Genomic DNA, 1,524 nt, shown 5'->3' on the forward strand with positions numbered 1-1,524 from the left:
GAGCTGGACTGGGACCGCCGGCCGGCCCTGGGCGTGGTGATGGCCGCGCACGGCTATCCGCTGAACCCTCGCAAGGGCGACGTGATTCATGGCCTGCAAAAAGGAACCGATGCAGCCGAAGATTCGATGGTTTTTCATGCCGGAACTCGCAAGCAGGGCGACGCGACGGTGACGGCTGGCGGCCGGGTTTTGTGCGTGACGGCGCTCGGCAGTACGGTGAAAGCCGCGCAGCAACGTGCCTACGAAGTCGCCCAGGACATCGGATTTGATGGCGCGCAGTACCGCAAAGACATCGGCTGGCGCGCGGTCAAGTCCTGATCACGCAATGCGCGCTCGTTTTTTCTTCCGCCCTTCGGGTAACACTGCAGCATGACCGATATTCCAGGCGTTCGAGACTTTCTGCTGGCGCTGCAGCAGCGCATCACCGGCGCCGTTTCCGGGATCGACGGCCAGTCCTTCACGGCGGACCATTGGCAGAAAGCGCCAGGCGAGACGCTGCAGGGCAATGGCATCACCATGATCCTGGAGCAGGGCCAGGTGTTTGAGCGTGCCGGCTGTGGGTTCTCGCATGTGCGGGGCCCCAAGCTGCCGCCTTCGGCGACGCAGCACCGTCCGGAGTTGACAGGCGCACCTTTTGAGGCCCTGGGGGTTTCGCTGGTGTTTCACCCGCGTAATCCCTACGTGCCGACAGTCCACATGAATGTGCGCATGCTGGCCGCGACCCCGGTGTCAGGCTCGGGCGAGCCCGTCTGCTGGTTTGGCGGCGGCATGGACCTGACGCCTTATTACGGGTTTGAAGAGGACGCGGTGCATTTCCACCAGACCTGCAAGGACGCGCTGGCACCGTTTGGCGACGACAAGTACCCCCGGTTCAAACAATGGTGTGATGAGTACTTTTACCTGAAGCACCGGCAGGAGCAGCGCGGAATTGGCGGCGTTTTCTTTGACGACTTCCAGGAGCTGGGGCTGGACCGGAGCTTTGCCCTGATGCAGGGTGTGGCCGACTCATTTTTGCAGGCCTAYTTGCCAATCGTTGAACGGCGCAAGGACACACCGCATGGCGAGCGGGAGCGCGAATTCCAGCTTTACCGGCGGGGCCGGTATGTGGAGTTCAACCTTGTATGGGACCGCGGCACGCACTTTGGTTTGCAGTCCGGGGGGCGCACGGAGTCGATCCTGATGTCCATGCCGCCGCTGGCGAGCTGGTCTTATCAGCGGGGCGTAGAGGCGGGCAGCCCTGAAGAGCGCCTGTATACGGAGTTTTTGCCGAGACGGGACTGGGTTTGATGGCAACGCCGTCACCGGCGCAAAAGCGCATCGGCATGTTTGGTGGTGCGTTTGATCCGCCGCACAGTGCGCACGTTGCACTGGTGCAGGAGGCGATCCGGCAGTTTGGCCTTGATACCCTGTACGTTGTTCCGACCGGCCACGCCTGGCACAAGTCACGCGCCCTGAGCGCGCCGGCTCACCGGCTGGCCATGGCCAGACTGGCTTTTGGCGATATTTCTGGCGTTCGGGTGGATG

At 62.8% G+C, this 1,524-nt stretch carries 3 protein-coding genes; all 3 read left to right on the forward strand.

The features are described 5' to 3' along the window. On the forward strand, window positions 1-318 hold a 318-nt coding region (locus AC1DWI_RS22725), incomplete at its 5' end, for a phosphoribosylglycinamide synthetase C domain-containing protein (protein WP_477725859.1). 51 nt (window positions 319-369) lie between these two features. Beyond that, a complete protein-coding gene (gene hemF / locus AC1DWI_RS22730; protein ID WP_477669486.1) occupies window positions 370-1,287 on the forward strand; it encodes an oxygen-dependent coproporphyrinogen oxidase in 918 nt (305 codons plus the stop codon). Further along, window positions 1,287-1,524 (forward strand): nicotinate-nicotinamide nucleotide adenylyltransferase (locus AC1DWI_RS22735; protein WP_477725860.1); only part of this gene is annotated, 238 nt, incomplete at its 3' end. The genes hemF and AC1DWI_RS22735, both read left to right, overlap by 1 nt.

This window comes from Polaromonas sp. P3_C2 (assembly GCF_056402675.1).